General features: G+C 64.2%; 19 protein-coding genes and 1 pseudogene. 14 read left to right on the forward strand and 6 right to left on the reverse strand.

The features are described from left to right. Positions 1–70 precede the first annotated feature (70 nt). Complete coding sequence (locus ACVIN2_RS27735; RefSeq protein ID WP_456768008.1) at positions 71–1,036, reverse strand: 2-hydroxyacid dehydrogenase; 966 nt, start codon at positions 1,034–1,036, stop codon at positions 71–73. 144 nt (positions 1,037–1,180) lie between these two features. On the opposite strand from ACVIN2_RS27735, the gene ACVIN2_RS27740 reads away from it, so the two are divergent. The 4 genes from ACVIN2_RS27740 to ACVIN2_RS27755 all read left to right on the forward strand — a co-directional run bounded on the left by ACVIN2_RS27740 (position 1,181) and on the right by ACVIN2_RS27755 (position 3,946). Continuing rightward, a complete protein-coding gene (locus ACVIN2_RS27740) occupies positions 1,181–1,549 on the forward strand; it encodes a YciI family protein (protein WP_456768009.1) in 369 nt (122 codons plus the stop codon). Continuing rightward, the gene (locus tag ACVIN2_RS27745) at positions 1,546–2,862 is read left to right on the forward strand and encodes an RNA polymerase sigma factor (RefSeq protein WP_456768010.1); all 1,317 of its coding nucleotides are present in this window, start codon (positions 1,546–1,548) and stop codon (positions 2,860–2,862) included. The genes ACVIN2_RS27740 and ACVIN2_RS27745 overlap by 4 nt, the downstream gene beginning before the upstream one ends. Before the next feature lie 95 nt (positions 2,863–2,957). Next, entirely contained in the window at positions 2,958–3,494 is a 537-nt protein-coding gene (locus ACVIN2_RS27750) for an SRPBCC family protein (RefSeq protein WP_456768011.1), read from the forward strand. A gap of 38 nt (positions 3,495–3,532) precedes the next feature. Further along, positions 3,533–3,946: a VOC family protein gene (locus ACVIN2_RS27755; RefSeq protein ID WP_456768012.1), complete on the forward strand. Its 414-nt coding sequence runs from the start codon at positions 3,533–3,535 to the stop codon at positions 3,944–3,946. A 107-nt stretch (positions 3,947–4,053) separates the two neighbouring features. On the opposite strand, the gene ACVIN2_RS27760 is transcribed toward ACVIN2_RS27755, so the two are convergent. From ACVIN2_RS27760 to ACVIN2_RS27770, 3 genes are all read right to left on the reverse strand, one after another. Continuing rightward, positions 4,054–4,407, reverse strand: coding sequence for a hypothetical protein (locus tag ACVIN2_RS27760; protein ID WP_456768013.1), 354 nt, complete (start codon positions 4,405–4,407; stop codon positions 4,054–4,056). A 435-nt stretch (positions 4,408–4,842) separates the two neighbouring features. Continuing rightward, positions 4,843–5,280: a hypothetical protein gene (locus ACVIN2_RS27765; protein ID WP_456768014.1), complete on the reverse strand. Its 438-nt coding sequence runs from the start codon at positions 5,278–5,280 to the stop codon at positions 4,843–4,845. Positions 5,281–5,362: 82 nt separating this feature from the next. Then, on the reverse strand, positions 5,363–6,151 hold the full coding sequence (locus ACVIN2_RS27770; RefSeq protein WP_456768015.1) for an SDR family NAD(P)-dependent oxidoreductase: 789 nt from the start codon (positions 6,149–6,151) through the stop codon (positions 5,363–5,365). Positions 6,152–6,305: 154 nt separating this feature from the next. Here ACVIN2_RS27770 and ACVIN2_RS27775 point away from each other — a divergent pair, with 154 nt between their 5' ends. The 5 genes from ACVIN2_RS27775 to ACVIN2_RS27795 all read left to right on the forward strand — a co-directional run bounded on the left by ACVIN2_RS27775 (position 6,306) and on the right by ACVIN2_RS27795 (position 9,077). Then, positions 6,306–6,671, forward strand: a complete 366-nt coding sequence (locus ACVIN2_RS27775; protein ID WP_456768016.1) for a nuclear transport factor 2 family protein — start codon at positions 6,306–6,308, stop codon at positions 6,669–6,671. A 161-nt stretch (positions 6,672–6,832) separates the two neighbouring features. Continuing rightward, a complete protein-coding gene (locus tag ACVIN2_RS27780) occupies positions 6,833–7,237 on the forward strand; it encodes a YciI family protein (protein WP_456768017.1) in 405 nt (134 codons plus the stop codon). 38 nt (positions 7,238–7,275) lie between these two features. Further along, a complete protein-coding gene (locus ACVIN2_RS27785) occupies positions 7,276–7,638 on the forward strand; it encodes a hypothetical protein (RefSeq protein WP_456768018.1) in 363 nt (120 codons plus the stop codon). A 92-nt stretch (positions 7,639–7,730) separates the two neighbouring features. Further along, the gene (locus ACVIN2_RS27790; protein WP_027570334.1) at positions 7,731–8,471 is read left to right on the forward strand and encodes a TetR/AcrR family transcriptional regulator; all 741 of its coding nucleotides are present in this window, start codon (positions 7,731–7,733) and stop codon (positions 8,469–8,471) included. Positions 8,472–8,591: 120 nt separating this feature from the next. Further along, positions 8,592–9,077: a DUF2852 domain-containing protein gene (locus ACVIN2_RS27795; RefSeq protein WP_456768019.1), complete on the forward strand. Its 486-nt coding sequence runs from the start codon at positions 8,592–8,594 to the stop codon at positions 9,075–9,077. Between the two features lie 206 nt (positions 9,078–9,283). Here the strand turns inward: ACVIN2_RS27795 and ACVIN2_RS27800 are convergent, their stop codons facing one another. Beyond that, complete coding sequence (locus ACVIN2_RS27800) at positions 9,284–10,447, reverse strand: acyl-CoA desaturase (protein ID WP_456768020.1); 1,164 nt, start codon at positions 10,445–10,447, stop codon at positions 9,284–9,286. 314 nt (positions 10,448–10,761) lie between these two features. Here ACVIN2_RS27800 and ACVIN2_RS27805 point away from each other — a divergent pair, with 314 nt between their 5' ends. Then, positions 10,762–11,529: a serine O-acetyltransferase gene (locus ACVIN2_RS27805; protein WP_456768021.1), complete on the forward strand. Its 768-nt coding sequence runs from the start codon at positions 10,762–10,764 to the stop codon at positions 11,527–11,529. A gap of 34 nt (positions 11,530–11,563) precedes the next feature. Here the strand turns inward: ACVIN2_RS27805 and ACVIN2_RS27810 are convergent, their stop codons facing one another. Next, a complete protein-coding gene (locus ACVIN2_RS27810; protein WP_456768022.1) occupies positions 11,564–12,082 on the reverse strand; it encodes a DUF2231 domain-containing protein in 519 nt (172 codons plus the stop codon). Between the two features lie 411 nt (positions 12,083–12,493). On the opposite strand from ACVIN2_RS27810, the gene tolQ reads away from it, so the two are divergent. The 4 genes and pseudogenes from tolQ to tolB all read left to right on the forward strand — a co-directional run bounded on the left by tolQ (position 12,494) and on the right by tolB (position 16,055). Continuing rightward, the gene (gene tolQ / locus ACVIN2_RS27815; RefSeq protein WP_007596319.1) at positions 12,494–13,210 is read left to right on the forward strand and encodes a protein TolQ; all 717 of its coding nucleotides are present in this window, start codon (positions 12,494–12,496) and stop codon (positions 13,208–13,210) included. 43 nt (positions 13,211–13,253) lie between these two features. Further along, complete coding sequence (gene tolR, locus ACVIN2_RS27820) at positions 13,254–13,703, forward strand: protein TolR (protein WP_018453789.1); 450 nt, start codon at positions 13,254–13,256, stop codon at positions 13,701–13,703. Between the two features lie 3 nt (positions 13,704–13,706). Further along, positions 13,707–14,667, forward strand: a pseudogene (locus tag ACVIN2_RS27825) (protein TolA). 41 nt (positions 14,668–14,708) lie between these two features. Next, positions 14,709–16,055, forward strand: a complete 1,347-nt coding sequence (gene tolB / locus ACVIN2_RS27830; RefSeq protein WP_007596313.1) for a Tol-Pal system beta propeller repeat protein TolB — start codon at positions 14,709–14,711, stop codon at positions 16,053–16,055. Positions 16,056–16,174: the final 119 nt, after the last annotated feature.

The raw sequence follows: 16,174 nt of genomic DNA on the forward strand, positions 1-16,174 counted from the left end.
GCTAAGAGAGGGTGAACGGGATACCGGCCGGCAATCCGTGATTTTACGGGCGCGGGTGGCCCGTGAGGTCTCAATACCCCCGCGTCCGGTCCACCACGTTCTCCAGCACACCACCCGCCTCGAACCGCGCGATCTGCTCGGCGACATAGGTCGAGATCGCATCGGCGTCGGTATCGGCGGCGTTGTGCGGCGTCAGCAACACTTTGGGATGGGTCCAGAACCGGCTATCCGCCGGCTGCGGTTCCTGCACGAAGACGTCGAGCGAGGCCGCGCCCAGCGTGCCGTCGTCGAGGCAAGAAAGGATGTCGGCTTCGTTCTGAAGGCCGCCGCGGCCGGCGTTGATCAGCACGGGCGCACCGAGCGGGCTTTTGCGGTTGAGCTTGGTGAAGACGTCGCGGTTGAGGATGCCGTGCGTATCAGGCGTCAGCGGCAACAGGCTAACGAGGATATCGGTCGTGCGCAGGAACGCGTCGATCTGCCCGGCGCCATGGAAGCATTCGACGCCTGCGATGGTGCGCGGGCTGCGGCTCCAGCCGGCGACGCGGAAACCAAGCCGCCGCAGCACATCGGCCGCGTCAGCGCCGAGCGTGCCCAGTCCCATGACACCGACCGTGACGGCGCTCGCCGGCCATTGATATGTCGGCTCCCAGCGCTTTTCGCGCTGCGACTGGCGCAGATAAAGCTCCTGGCGGTGGTGCATCAGCACGTGCTGCACGACGTATTCGGTCATGCGGCCGGTCAGATCGGGCACGGCGACACGCACCAGCGGCACGTTCGGGAGGCTCTTGTCCGCCATCAGCGCATCGACGCCGGCGCCCAGATTGAAGATCGCACGCAGATTGGGGAAAGAGCCGAGGTCGCCCGGCACCGGCTTCCATACCGCGGCATAGTGCACCTCGGCCGGATCGAGCCCGGCATCGGGCAGCAGCACCACGCGGCGGCCGCCGCCGACCGCGTCGAACCGGGCCTTCCAGCGCTCCGGCAGCCAGTTCTGCTGCGTGCTGTTGATCAGGACGGCCAGCGTGCCCATGGTCATTCGAAGTGCCTCTTGAGGTTCCGCTTTTGAAGGCCCTCCTTGGCACGATCTGCCGGATTTTTCTTGCAATTTTTTTCCGCAGCCATGTCGGGGCAAGGCATACTGGATCGTCTTCAAAACAAGCGCTCAGAGAAGGTACTGCCCATGCTTTATGCGATCCTTTGCTATCACGACGAGGACTTCGTCGGCTCCTGGAGCAAGGACCAGGACGAGGCCGTGATGAAGAAGCTCGCCGTGGTGCAGGAAGGTCTCGCGAAGCACGGCAGGCTCGGCCCCGTGGCGCGGCTGCTGCCGACCACTGCGGCAGCGACGCTGCGCAAGGAGGACCCGCCGCTGGTGCTCGACGGCCCCTACGCGGAGACCAAGGAACAGTTGCTCGGCTTCTATATCGTCGATTGCAAGAATCTCGACGAGGCGCTCGACGTTGCGCGCGACCTCGGATCGGCCAATCCCGGCGGTGCCTATGAAGTGCGGCCCGTGGGCGTGTTCAGGCCCGGAGGGAATCTGACGTGAGCGAGGCCGATACCGCCTGGATCGAGACCGCGCTGACCTCGGCGCGCCCCCAGGCGGTCGGCGCGCTGCTGCGCTATTTCCGCGATCTCGACACCGCCGAGGAGGCCTTCCAGAACGCCTGTCTGCGCGCGCTGAAGACCTGGCCGCAGAACGGACCGCCGCGCGATCCCGCGGCCTGGCTGATCATGGTCGGTCGCAACGTTGCCATCGACGAGGTGCGCCGCACCCGCAAGCAGCAGCCGCTGCCGGAGGACGACCAGGCGATCTCCGATCTCGACGACGCCGAGGGTGCGCTCGCCGAGCGGCTCGACGGCTCGCACTATCGCGACGACATTTTGCGGCTGATGTTCATCTGCTGCCATCCAGGGCTGCCGGCGACGCAGCAGATCGCGCTGGCGCTCCGCATCGTCTGCGGCCTGACGGTGAAGCAGATCGCGCGCGCCTTCCTGGTGTCGGACGCGGCGATGGAGCAGCGCATCACGCGCGCCAAGGCCAAGGTCGCGGAGGCCGGGACGCCGTTCGAAACGCCGGGCGCGGTCGAGCGCTCGGAGCGGCTCGCCGGTGTCGCCGCGATGATCTATTTGATCTTCAACGAGGGCTATTCGGCGAGCGGCGACACCGCCGAAATCAGAAAGCCGCTGTGCGAGGAAGCGATCCGGCTGGCGCGGCTGCTGCTGCGGCTGTTCCAGAGCGAGCCGGAGATCATGGGGCTCACGGCGCTCATCTTATTGCAGCATGCGCGCAGCGCCTCGCGCTTCGCCGCGGATGGCTCGCTGATCCTGCTGGACGACCAGGATCGTTCGCTGTGGAACGGCACCATGATCGCGGAAGGCCTCGCGCTGATCGACAAGGCGATACGCCATCGCCGTAGCGGGCCCTACCAGATCCAGGCCGCGATCGCCGCGCTGCATGCCCGCGCGTCGAAGCCCGAGGAGACCGACTGGGCGCAGATCGACCTGCTCTATGGTGCGCTGGAGGTGGTGCAGCCCTCGCCGGTGGTGACGCTCAACCGCGCGGTTGCGGTGTCCAAGGTGCGCGGACCGCAAGCCGCGCTCGACCTGATCGAGCCGCTGGCGCCAAAGCTTGCCAACTACTTCCATTTCTACGGCGTACGCGGCGCCTTCCTGATGCAGCTCGGCCGCAATGACGAAGCCCGCATCGCCTTCGACCGCGCCATCGCCCTCGCCAACACGTCCGCAGAAGCCGCCCACATCCGCATGCATCTCGATCGCCTGATCCGGGACAGCCAGCCCAAGGGCGCCAATGGTGGCGCCAGGCAAGACGCGAAGGTCGAAGGCAGCAAGGTGAAGTAGGGTGCGCCTGCTTCGGGCGTCGCAAAAATTTCCGCTTCGCCTTGTCGGACCCGGCCCCCTCCCTTCGTCCTAGGACCATATCCAGGGAGCCATTCATGCTGAGAGCCATTGCCGTCATCGCCATCCTGTTCGCAGTCGGAATCGTGGGCGTGCTCGTCTTCGCCCTGACGAAGCCCGACACATTCCGCGTCGAGCGCAGCCTCGCCGTGAAAGCGCCGGCCAATGCGGTCTATCCCCTGGTCGCCGATTTCCGTCGCTGGACGGCCTGGTCACCCTACGAGAACCGCGATCCTGCGATGAAGCGGACGTTTGGCGGCACCACGCAAGGCAAGGGCGCGACCTATGCCTGGGACGGCAACAACAATGTCGGCGCCGGCCACATGGAGATCCTCGAGGCGAGTGCGTCGTCGAAACTCCGCATCAAGCTGGATTTCGAGCGGCCTTTCGAAGGCCACAACACCGCCGAGTTCACCTTTGTGCCGCAAGGCGATGCCACACTGGTCACGTGGGCGATGTCCGGTCCGGCCCCGTTCCTGTCCAAGATCATGCAGGTGTTCATCAACATGGACACCATGATCGGCAAGGATTTCGAGGCGGGCTTGGCCAGCCTGAAGAAGCTCACTGAGAAGTAGCGCCGTCACCCCGAACGAAAGAAAAACGGAGAGAAACGATGCTCAATCCCTATCTGTTCTATCAGGACACCTGCGAAGCGGCGTTCAATTATTACGCCAAGGTTCTCGGCGGCAAGATCGACGCCATGATGCGTTCGTCGGACGCGCCGCCGGACATGGCGGCGGCGCCCGGCCGCGAGAAGACGATCATGCATGCGCGGATGTCGCTGCCCGACGGCACCGTGCTGATGGGGTCCGATGTACCGGGCGAGCATTTTCACAAGCCGCAGGGCTTCTCGATCTCGCTGACGGTCGCGGACCCCGCGGAGGGCGAGCGCAAGTTCAACGCGCTAGCCGATGGCGGTGCCGTCACCATGCCCTTCAGCAAGACGTTCTGGGCCAAGGGTTTTGGCATGTGCGTCGACAAGTTCGGCATTCCCTGGATGGTGAACTGCCCGGCCGAGGGAATGTGACAGGCGCGATCGTTTGACGCGCCAGGCGGCGATCCCCTCTCCCCGACGATGCGGAGAGGGGCGCGCATGAGACGTTGCGTCATGTGCCGATCGACTGTGCGCCGCTCTCAGCGGATCGATCCGGTCACGTCATTGCTCGGTGGTTGGGAGGAGGGAACGCAGCGCGGACAGATCACGAGCTTGGTCCCGAGCTGCCTGTCATTCTCCGCTTCGATTTCGTCATGGATTGCCCACCACGCCGCGGAGTACGGGCGCAAGGTGCCGAGGACTCTCTCCCGCTCCTGATTCGGATCACTCGCCGCGGGAGCTTGGGACGCCACACGACGTTTCATGACAGAGGGACGGTTTGGATCCTGACCGAGGCCGTCCCATGCGATCGGACGGCGTTCCTGCGCAGGCGCGACCACGCATCCCATGAGCGTTGCGCAAAAAGTGAGCAAGACAAAGCCGTGTCGCATCATGCCGGACCCTTGGGTGTTGTATGCGACGCGCCAAATCCGCTTTGCCGAAGCTTGCGTCGCACCGCTCAAATGGAACCTAAGGGAAACGCCTGGCCGACACGGCCGAATATGAATTTCGGTGTCGCACCACATTGCGAGAGCAGTGAGGCCGCTTCGTGAAATGATGCGGACCGCATCGCACAACAACTGGCGCAATATTAGGCTGTGAACTCCGGGACAGAATCGTTATTTATTTCGTCATAAAATTTTAAAAACTGGGGCGGGCGTACTTGGAAGGGGAGCGACCGATGGCGGCGGCGCTGCAGATCAACTTTGCACTTTGGGGTATGCTCATCTGCGCGAGCATGGAATTGACCGAGCTGATCCAGAGTTTCTATTAGAACTCAGGAAGCGTGTGACGGGCGGAATTGGCGGGCGCTTCCGTCCACCTGATCGTCACCGGCAGCGCGGATAGATCGCGGCGAGGTCGCGCCCCTTCAGCAACAGCAACCGCGACGAGAGGCCGCCGCGGCGGCTGATCCAGTCGCGCACCGGGCCGGGATAGGCCGCAAGCACCGCATCGGATGCTTCCGGCTCGGCGTAGAAGCGTCCGCGCCGATCGACCGATCGCGCCGCATGGAAGCCGAGCACGGCACGCTTCGTCACACAAATCCGCTCGCCCGGCACGATGCTCAGCACCAGCGTGCAGGCGGACAGGCAGGGACCGTCGATCACCACGCGCTCGCCGCTCTCGCGCACCTTCTCGAACAAATCGAGGAACGGCCCGACCTGTCCACCGGGCGATTGGATGATGCGGATTTCGGCCGAGGCAGGTGTGGCGGCGAGCAGCGCGGATGCGAGCATCGAGGCCCTGAGGAAGGTGAAGCGTCGCATGAAGCCTCCGCGAATTCGAGTCCGTAGGATAGGCCGACGAGAAGAGGTAGGTGACGCTTCGCTAGGCCAACCTACGCCGTGCCTACCCGTTCCGCCGTTCGCCGCGCAGCGTCGGCAGGCCGATGCCAGCCGCATCGAAGCCGCCATCGACGGCCAAAATTTGGCCGGTGATGTAGCTCGATCGTTCCGAGCACAGGAAGTAGATGGCTTCGGCGAGTTCCTCTTCCAGGCCGTAGCGGTTGAGCGGGATGGCGTCGTGATAGTCGGCGCGGATCTCCCTGGTGTGCACCTGCTTCGCCATCGCGGTGTCGACCGGCCCCGGCGCGACCGCGTTGACGCGGATGTTGAGGGACGCGAGCTCGACCGCGAGCTGCTTGGTAAGGTGCGCGAGGCCGGCCTTGCTGGTGCCGTAGGCCGAGCGCAGCGTCGAGGCGCGCACCGCCGAGATCGAGGTGATGTTGACGATGGCGCCGCCATTGCCGTCGCGCATCAGCGGCACCGCCGCCTTGGTGCAGAGGAACGGGCCGGTGAGGTTGACCTCGAGCACGCGTCGCCAATCGGTCTCCGACGTCTCCATCAGCGGCGCGAACACGGCAATGCCGGCATTGTTGACGAGCGCGTCGAGCCGGCCAAACCGCTGTTCGACCGTCGTCATCGCGGCGGCAACCGCGGCTGCGTCCGAGACGTCGCAGGTCAACGCCAGCGTGGCCTCGTCCCGGCCGATCTCGGCGACCGCGCGGCCGAGCAGCTCGCCCTCGATGTCGAGCAATGCCACCCGCCAGCCTTCGGTCAAAAACTTCTTCGCGGTCGCAAGCCCGATGCCACGCGCGGCTCCGGTGACGAGGGCAACGCGGTGCGGGGTAGGGGGCATTGGCTGATCGTCCTTATGAAAGATCGGTCGCGCGAGCGCGAGCCTCTTTTACTTCGCTTTCGTTCCGACGAGGAAGGTCTTAACTCGAAGGCACGATGTCGGGACGGTCCTCGATGGATCGTCTTCCAGGGGATCATTGCCAGGGAGACCCGGAATGTCCAACGATCACGAGCGCCGGATTCGAGACCTTTTCGCCGCCTATCTCGCCAACGACCGGCAACGGGTCGCCGACGCGTTGGCCGACGATTTCCGCTTCACCAGCCCGTTCGACAATGACCTCGACAAGGCGACCTATTTCGAGCGTTGCTGGAGGGACACCGGCTGGATCGCAAGGCACGACATCGAGCGGATTTTCGTCCAAGGCGACGAGGCCTTCGTCACCTATCTCTGCTTGGCGACAGATGGCAGGAGCTTTCGCAACACCGAGTTCTTCACCCTTGCCGGCGGCAAGGTCCGCCGCATCGACGTCTATTTCGGCGCTGCCCGGCAGGACGGGCGGTTCCTGCCGCAGGCGCGCTAGCGCCAGCCAATAATCTCCAGAATAATTTTCGTCATCTGTCGGTTTCGTCAAGGTTCCTTCGTCTTGGAGGTGAGGGCGGGCGGCCCGGGCCGTCGCTCCCGTCCATCCGGAGTGGCGCCTCGCCGCGCAACCCGAACGACAAAAGCACGCAAGGAATGCTCATGCGATTCATGATGCTGATGATCCCGCTCGGCTACGAGACCGCGGCGCCCGACGTTCAACTCGATCCCGAGCGGGTCGCTGCGATGATGCGCTACAACGAGGCGCTGAAGGACGCCGGCGTGCTGATCACGCTCGACGGCCTGCACCCGCCCTCGATGGGCGCGCGCGTCTCGTTTGCGGCCGGCGAGCCCATCGTGACCGATGGTCCGTTTGCCGAGGCCAAGGAGGTCCTGGGTGGCTACTGGATGATCGAGGTTACCTCGCGTGCCGACGCGATCGCCTGGGCCAGGCGGTGTCCGGCCGCACCGAACGAAATCATCGAGATCCGTCAGGTGCAGGAGATGAGCGACTTTCCGCCTGACGTGCAGGAGGCCGCCGCCGGTTTCGGCGACCTCAAGAAATAGCCGCAGCTTCGTTTATCCATCACCAAGGGAGAGAACCGATGAGCACAGACACCTATCTCGCCGTTTTCCTCGGCAGCAAGACCAGCTCCAAATGGGCCGCATGGGACGCGATGCCCGAGGCCGAGCGCAAGGCGAAGGAGCGGGAGGGCATGGCGGCCTGGAAGGGCTGGGTCGAAAAGCACCAGGGTGCGATCGAGGCCATGGGCGGGCCGCTCGGCAAGACCAAGAAGGTCGACGGCAAGGGCCTTGCCGACATCGCCAACGAGATGGGCGCCTTCACCGTGGTGCGCGCGGCATCCCATGAAGCCGCGGCGAAGATGTTCGAGAACCACCCGCACTTCGCGATTTTCCCCGGCGAACGCGTCGAGATCATGCCGGTGCTTCCGATCCCGGGAGGCTAGGACTTCGGCCGCGCCGGACCCGGAAGAATACGGCCGATCAACCCGGCCGCCGCTAGTGACGTTCACCGCCGGCTCATGTAAAGGTCGTTCACATGAGCTGGCGCAAGGAGACGCGCCGCGCCGAGCGCGGCTATCACCACGGCAATCTGAAGGAAGCCCTGTTGCAGGCCGCCCTCGGGTTGATCGCCGAGAAGGGCGCGGCCGGCTTCACCTTTGCCGATGCCGCGCGCATGGCCGGCGTCAGCGCGGCGGCGCCGTACCGGCATTTTCGCGACCGTGAAGAATTGCTGTCCTCGATCGCGCAGCGTGGCTTCGAGCAGTTCGAAGCGCGCCTGACCGCGGCCTGGGACGACGGACGGCCCGACACCGTCACGGCGTTCGAGCGTGTCGGCAGGGCCTATCTCGCCTTCGCCCGCGAGGAGCCCGCGTTCTACAACGCGATGTTCGAATCGGGCGTGCCGGTAGATTCCAATCCGGCGCTCCAGGCCGCCAGCGAGCGTGCTTTCAACATCATTCGTGCCGCGGCGGAGCGGCTTGCCGCGCTGGCACCGCCGGGCACCCCGCGGCCGCCGGCGATGATGATGGCGCTGCACATCTGGTCGATGGCGCATGGCGTGGCCTCGCTGTTCTCCCGCGGCGATGCTGCGCGTCGAAAGCTGCCGATGTCCCCGGACGAGCTGCTCGAAGCCGAGGTGCTGATCTATCTGCGCGGTCTCGGCTTCCCGACCGATCGCCGGCCCCCGGCGAAAAGCGCCGAGCCGCCGCCGGTGCCACCGGAGGCATCCTCCGGTTCGGGCGTGCCGCCGGGTGGTCCCTGGGGCAAGCCGAAATAAAGTTACCCAAATAATTCCCCCGCCCTGTCAGGCGGTCGGCTTGACAAAATCGCGGGATGATCTACCTATGTAAATGTTATTTACATTCACAACGGCGCTGATGCCGTCATGGAGAGGGAAATGGCCTACACCGCTGATGTCAATCGATGGCGCGGCCCTTCGGACCAACACTACGAGCGCCCCCACATGCTCAATACGCCCTGGCATCCCGGCTGGATCGCCGTGACCGTCCTCGGCTTCATCATCTGGTGGCCGATCGGACTTGCCCTTCTCTTTTTCACACTCGGGAGCAGAAGAATGTCGTGCTGGAGCAACCAGGATCGCTGGCAGAACAAGATGGAGCGGATGCAGTACAAGATGGACCGTATGCGCGGCCGCATGGAGCGCCACGGTTTCGGCTTTGGCTTCGGCCCGCCCTCAAGCGGCAACCGCGCCTTTGACGAGTACCGCACCGAGACATTGCAGCGGCTCGAGGAGGAGCAGGTCGAGTTCAAGAACTTCCTCGACCGTTTGCGTCACGCCAAGGACAAGGAAGAGTTCGACCAGTTCATGGCGCAACACAAGACACGCCCGACCCCGCCGCCGACCGACCAGCAGCAAGGTTGATCTCAAGGTTGATCTCGGGACTGACGCCCTCTCAAAGCCGTCAGGCGCATGCCCCCAAAGTCCTGATGGCCCCGAGCCGCCCGCCCGCGCAACCCGCAGGCGGGCGGTTTGGTTTTGGGAATGCGCGGCAGGCCGCCGCGACCGTCCGGATTTGCCTTGGTTTGGAAAAGTCTTGGTCTGGAAGTCTGGTCCAGAGAGAGACTTGGTCAGCGCGCCGTGGCGAGCTGCGCGCGAACCGACTCCAGGAAGTGTTCGTAGGCGTAGTCCACGATCTCGTTGAGTGATCGCGTTCGCGCGAACATCGCCTTGGCTTCGGCGAGAAACTCCTCGCGGGTCGGAATCTTCGGCAAATGCAGATGCGTCAGTGCATCGACGCCTTCATGCGCGCGACCGAGGATGTCATGCAGCGTCGGCAGTTGCAGCTGGGCCAAATCGGCTCGGCGGAGCGCCGACGAGATCGCATGCGCCAGTGTCTGCGCATCGAACCGTCCGGCAAGCTCACGGGCGGCCCGGTTGATGACGCGTGCGCCAAGCGGCTGCTCGTTGCGCAGCACCTGCTCGGGCGGCGACTTCATGTTCCAGACGATGCCGAACCAGGACAGCACCTTCAGGATGTAATAGGTGACGTCGATTTCCCACCAGCGAAAACCTTGCCGCACGCTGCTTTGGTAGGCGTGGTGATTGTTGTGCCAGCCCTCACCGAGGGTGAACAGCGCCAGCAGCCAATTGTTGCGGGAATCATCGCCGGTCACGTACCGCTTGCGTCCATGCACATGGGCGAGGGAGTTGATGCAGAAGGTCGCGTGATAAACCAGCACGGTGCTCCACAGGAAGCCGACGACGAGGCCGGACCACCCGCCAACCAGGAAGCAGAGCGCAGCCAGCGTAACGGCCGGCAGCAGTTCCAGGCGATGCAGCCACATCAACTCCGGATAGGCAGCGAAATCGCCGACCTTCACGAGGTCGGTGCCATCGTGCTCCCGGTAAAAAATCCAGCCGAGATGGCTATAGAGGAAGCCTCGATGACGCGGTGAATGGACGTCGTCTTCGGTATCGGAATGCAGATGATGATGTCGATGCTTGGCCGCCCACCACAAAACGCTTTTCTGCGCGGTGCTTTGCGCAAGGCAGGCCAGGATGAATTGAAAGACCCGGCCGGTCGCAAAAGCCCGATGGGAGAAATAGCGGTGATAGCCCGCTCCGATTGCAAACATGCGGACGACATACAGCGAGGCGCAGATCGCGATGGCCTGCCAGGTCACGCCGGTCCAGATGGCTGCAACGCAGCCGAGATGGACCAGCAGGAACGGCAGGGCGGAGGGATACATGATGTCGTCGTGTTGGTCGTCGGCGGAGGCGTTGGGCGACATGGATTGGCGTGACCTTGGATGACGGGGATCCGGAGTCGCTTTGGCAGCACTGAGGGCCGCTGTGTACGACAAACCCGGGGGTGGCGGACCGCTGCGGGGCTTCGAACGAGATACTTTGCCTGAACAACCCGGGCCAGCGCGGCAGCACGATCCTGAGACCATAGCTTCGGCCGGGAACTCGACTTCCTCCATATATATGATCCCGGCCGCCTGGCATGCAAGCTCGTAGCCTCACGGGGAGCGTGGCGCGCGCGCTGCCGACGCTCTATATCCGACAGCGAAAAGGAAGCGTCAAAACATCGCAGGCGGCAACGATGACGGAAGCTGCGATCACGCCGGGCGAGACCCTCTGGCAGAAGATCCGCGACGAGGCGCAGCGCGCAGCGGAAGCCGACCCCATATTCGGCAAGACTCTTGGCGGTCTCATCTTCGCCCATGACGATTTTACCGCCGCATTGTCCGACCTGATCGGACGGCGGCTTGGCGACAGCGCGGCCGAACGCGCGCGCTTCACGACATTTTCCTGCGACGCCTTCAATGGCCAGCCGAATCTGATCGAGGCGGCCGGCCGCGACTTGCAGGCCATCGTGCTCCGCGATCCCGCCATCACCGGACTGTTGGCGCCGCTGCTGCATTTCAAGGGCTACGTCGCCTTGCAGGCCTGGCGCGTCTCGAACTGGCTCTGGCATTACGACCATCGCGACGCGGCGCTGCTGTTTCAGAACGAGGCCTCGAACGTCCTGCAGGTCAGCATTCATCCGGCGGCGAGCTTGGGATCAGCGGTGTATCTCGACCACGCCACCGGCATCGTGATCGGTGCCGATGTGGCGATCGGCGACGAGGCCACCATCCTTCAGAACGTCAGCATCGGTCGCGGTACGGAACTGCCGGCGCGCTCGCCTCGCATTGGTCGCGGCCTGTTCATCGGCTCCGGCGCGACGATTCTCGGCAACGTCAGGATCGGCGATTTTGCAAAGATCGGAGCCGACACCGTCGTGACGAGCGATGTGCCCCCGGGCTGCACCGCAGTCGGCAATCCGGCGCGGCTGACCAATTGCCCCGAACCCGCTTCCGCGGCCTGACTCGCCCTTACGTCATCAGGCGACGTGCTCCTTGTCAGGCGGCGCGGCGGTGGCGCTCGCCGCCATGATGCGGCGTGACCGGCTCCGAACTGGTCTGGCCCGGCGCGTCCAGCACCGCGACATGATGCCGGTAGACCATTTCCCAGCCCTTCCATCCCGTGAACAGCAGGATGCCGACCACGATCAGAGAGAGCGCCACGCCCCACGGCTTGACCGCGGCCTCGGCGCCTTGCGCGTAGCGGAGGTAGAAATTGATCGCGGCCAGCACGACCGCCACGAGATTGCCGATCATGTGATACCAGGCGTCGTTGAGACCGCGGATACGGGCGTCGCTGAAGAAGTCGGTGAATCCGGCCACGGCGGCCACGAGCGCCATGACGATGCCGGCGCCGATCAGCCATATGGCGGCTCTGGCCCAGAAGCCGTCGCCGGTTCCGATGAAGGCGAGATCGGCGATGGGCGCGCCGACCAGGAAGGCGACCGGGAACGGGATGATCATGGGGTGGAGCGGATGATCGCCGATGGCGGCGGTCGACTTGGGGTTGATACTCATGGCAAAACCTCGCGAGGAGTGATTTTCGGGACAATTTTTCAGGCGAAGGCTGGTTCCTCCGCCGGATGTCAGCAACAGCCGGAGGCCAACCGCCTGCACCCGCTCGCTTTCCGGCAGCCAAATCCGCCTCCGGTAACCCGGCATTAACCATCGCCGGGCTCTGGTAATTGCGGACAATCGCGCCCAAAGCCTGAAGTCTGAGCCTTGGGGTCGGGCCCATAGTTTTGACATCTTGGCAGGGAATGCAGGCGGCTGGCTTTGGACGAGCCCTGCACCCCAGAAAGACAAGGCTTTGAGCGGGCTTGCCGGCCGCGCCGGTTCTAGCGCGGCTATTGGGGAACCGGCGGCCATTTGCTGCCGGGACATTAGGTCGGGACATCAGGTAACGATCGCCTTGAGAGGATACTGCTTATGAATCCGGCCGACGTGGCTCAGTCAGCCCTTCCGGTTGCCGCTTCCGCGGACGTGTCGCTGATCGCGCTGTTCTGGCAGGCTCACTGGATCGTGAAAGCCGTGATGCTGGGGCTTCTCGCCTGCTCGGTCTGGGTCTGGGCGATCGCCATCGACAAGATCTTCCTGTTTGCCCGCACCCGTCGCTCGATGGACCGTTTCGAGCAGGCTTTCTGGTCCGGCGAGTCGATCGAAGATCTCTATCGCACGCTCTCGGCCAAGCCGACGCATTCCATGGCGGCCTGCTTCGTCGCCGCGATGCGCGAGTGGAAGCGTTCGTTCGAGAGCCAGGCCCGCTCGGTGGCAGGCCTTCAGATGCGCATCGACAAGGTCATGAATGTGTCGATCGCCCGCGAGGTCGAGCGGCTGGAACGCCGGCTGCTGGTGCTCGCCACCGTCGGCTCCGCGGGCCCGTTCGTCGGCCTGTTCGGCACCGTCTGGGGCATCATGTCGAGCTTCCAGTCGATTGCGGCGTCGAAAAATACCTCTCTGGCGGTGGTGGCTCCCGGCATCGCGGAGGCGCTATTTGCGACCGCCGTCGGCCTTATCGCCGCCATTCCTGCCACTATTTTCTACAATAAGTTCACCTCCGAGGTGAACCGGCAGGCCCAGCGGCTCGAAGGCTTCGCCGATGAATTTTCAGCCATCCTGTCGCGCCAGATCGACGAGCGGGGCTGACGGACGGCATGTATAGTGTGAAGGGCAATTTGGGCACCAGACGATGGGCATGAACGTTGCGAGTTCGTCCGGAGGCGGTGGACGCCGTGGCCGGCGCAAGCCGGTCGTGGCCGAAATCAACGTCACGCCGATGGTGGACGTGATGCTGGTGCTGCTCATCATCTTCATGGTGTCGGCGCCGATGCTGACGGTCGGCGTGCCGCTCGACCTGCCGCAGACCCAGGCCAAGAGCCTCGAAAACAACGACCAGAAGCCGATCCAGATGTCGGTCGACATCAAGGGCAAGGTGTTCATCAACGACGCCGAGATCGCGATCAACGAACTGATCCCGAAGCTGAAGGCGATCACGGACGCGCGCGGCGGCCTCGAGGAACGGATCTATCTGCGTGCCGACAAGAAGGCGGATTACGGGACGGTGGCCAAGGTCATGGGCCAGTTGTCCGGCGCAGGCTTCAAGAAGCTGGCTCTCGTCACGGAAGCGGATCAGGGGTAGACCGTGAAGGTGAAGGTCGACAAGACACTCGTTGCGTCGATTGCCCTCCACGTCCTCGTGCTGGGATGGGGGCTCGTCACCTTTAGCAGCAGGGCTTTCGTGCCGGCGGAAGAGTCGCTGCCGATCGACATCATCTCCACCGACCAGCTCGCGCAGATGATGTCGGGGCAGAAGACCGGCGACAAGAAAGAGCCGAAGCCGAAGGTCGAGAAGATTGCGGAAGCCAAGCCTGAGGAAGACGCCGTCGGCAAGGTCACCGAGAAGAAAGAGCTGATCAAGACCAACTCGACGCCCGAACCGCCGCCAAAACCGGTCGAGAAGCCGGTCGAGAAGAAGCCCGAGCCGCCCAAGCCCGTCGCCGAGGCGAAGCCCAAAGAAGAACCGAAGCCGCCGGAAAAAAAGGCCTGACCCGGCCAAGGAAGATCCGATCGCCGAGCTGCAGAAAAAGCTCGAAACCAAGAAGCCGCCGCCCAAGCCGCCGGAGCAAAAGGTCGCGGCGGTGCAGCCACAGCAGCAGCCGAAGCCCAAGGAGCGCACGTTCGATCCCGCGCAGATTGCCCGTGACCTCGACAAGCGCGCGGCGACCCGGCACGAACTCGCCGGCTCGACGCTGAATGCGTCGGCCTCGCTGGGATCGACGAGCGGAACGGCCGCCAACAACATTGCGACCTGGCGGGGGGCGTTCCAGGGGGCGGTGAAGCGCTGCTTCACGCCGACCTATAACGGGCAGGATGCCGATCAATACGAAGCCGACATCGACATTCCCATGAAGATCGACGGATCGCTCGCGTCCGAGCCGATCGTCGTCGCGGTGAGGGGGCCGTCGCGGTCGATCGCACAGGCGGTGGCGGAGAGTGCCAGACGCGCCATCGTGCAGTGCCAGGTCTATTCGTTCATGCCGAAGCAGCAATACGAGAGCTGGAAGCTCATTCCGATGACTTTCGGCCTGAAAGACATGTTGTGACATCCGAACAAAAGAATTTTGCGATGAATGACGTTCGCTCGATGAACCGCCGCCGCTTCATGACCCTGACCGGATCGACACTCGCGATGCTGGGGGGCGGACAAGCCTTCGCCCAGCAGCCGCAGGGACGGCTCCGCATCGATCCCACCGAGTTTCGGCCGATTCCGATCGCGATCACCAATTTTGTGCCGGGCTCGCCGGCCGACGGCGACGTTGGCAACGGCGTCACCCAGGTCATCACCAACAATCTGAAGCGCTCGGGCCTGTTCGCGCCGGTCGACCAGGCCGCCTTCATCGAGCGCATCAGCAACATCGACGTCGCGCCGCAATTCGAGAACTGGAAGACCCTCAACGCGCAGGCCCTCGTCACCGGGCGCATGACGCGGCAGCCGGACGGACGCCTCAAGGCCGAATTCCGCTTGTGGGACGTGGTCACCGGCCAGCAGCTCGCCGGCCAGCAATATTTCACCTCGCCGGAATATTGGCGCCGCATCGCCCACATCATCTCCGACCAGATCTATGAGAAGCTGACCGGCGAGAAGGGCTATTTCGACAGCCGCGTGGTGTTCGTCGACGAGACCGGGCCGAAGGAGCGCCGCGTCAAGCGGCTCGCGATGATGGACCAGGACGGCGCCAATGTGCGCTATCTGACCCGCGGCTCCGACCTCGTGCTGACGCCGCGCTTCTCGCCGAACTCGCAAGAGATCACCTATATGGAGTTTGGCCAGGGCGATCCGAAGGTCTACCTGTTCAACATCGAGACCGGCCAGCGCGAGATCGTCGGCAACTTCCCGGGCATGACCTTTGCCCCGAGGTTCTCGCCGGACGGCCAGCGCGTCATCATGAGCCTGCAGCAGGGCGGCAATTCCAACCTGTTCGTGATGGATCTGCGCTCGCGCTCGACGACGCGCCTCACCGACACGCCCGCGATCGACACCTCTCCGTCCTACTCCCCGGACGGCGCCCGCATCTGCTTCGAGTCCGATCGCGGCGGCAGATCGCAGATCTATGTCATGGCCGCGGGCGGCGGAGCGGCGCAGCGCATCTCCTTCTCCAAGGACGACAACAACGCCACCTATTCGACGCCGGTGTGGTCGCCGCGCGGCGATTACATCGCCTTCACCAGGCAAGGCGGCGGGCAGTTCTCGATCGGCGTGATGAAGCCGGACGGCTCCGGCGAGCGGCTCCTCACCTCCGGCTACCACAACGAAGGTCCGACCTTCTCGCCGAACGGCCGCGTGCTGATGTTCTTCCGCGATCCCGGCGGCAGCGGCGGGCCGTCGCTGTTCTCCGTCGACATCTCTGGGCGCAACGAGCTGAAGGTGCCGACGCCGGGCTTCGCTTCCGACCCGGCATGGTCGCCGCTATTGTCCTCGACATCGGGCTAGCCGCTGCCCGCGGCGCGCGATGATTTGACCGCGCGCCTTTTCCGAAAACTTTGCCAGATGTTTCCCCGCGATAATTGTTCTTTAAGGTTGCACTCGGCAAACTTTTCCCATGGGTTTGT

The organism is Bradyrhizobium sp. USDA 3650 (genome assembly GCF_054057395.1).